At 46.7% G+C, this 433-nt stretch carries 1 protein-coding gene; it reads left to right on the top strand.

Going from position 1 to position 433, the window contains the following annotated elements; all coding sequences use genetic code 11:
• Window positions 1-185 precede the first annotated feature (185 nt).
• The coding region (locus Q5762_RS37220) for a hypothetical protein (RefSeq protein ID WP_315896735.1) at window positions 186-433 on the top strand (248 nt) is incomplete at its 3' end.

The raw sequence follows: 433 nt of genomic DNA, 5'->3' as shown, positions 1-433 counted from the left end.
AAAGCGGCCTAGTCGAGAAATGCCGCGATGCTGGAGCAACGTGGTTGTCATGCGGTTATAGCGTTCATTCGTGGATATTTATTCCGAATGACGCAATCGGCTGGGGGTCTCGAAAGGAAATATTGGTCGATAAGCTAGGCGACCCGGATAGCATATTTGAAAAGTTGCGGCTCATAATTAACAGGTTGCCGGATATCTGGCGTCCGAAAGGATTAAAGCCGAAAGACCATTTAACATTCATGAAATGCATCAACCTGGAAAATGGATCGACAATTACCGGCGAAAGCGGTGATAATATTGGCCGTGGTGGTCGTAAATCGATGTATTTTAAGGATGAAAGCGCGCACTATGAGCGACCAGAAAAGATCGAAGCGGCGCTAGGTGACAATACCAACGTGCAGGTTGATATTTCATCCGTTAACGGACTTGGGAA

The organism is Streptomyces sp. P9(2023) (genome assembly GCF_032436795.1).
Classification (GTDB): Bacteria; Actinomycetota; Actinomycetes; order Streptomycetales; family Streptomycetaceae; genus Streptomyces.
This window is presented reverse-complemented; position numbering and strand designations above follow the sequence as displayed.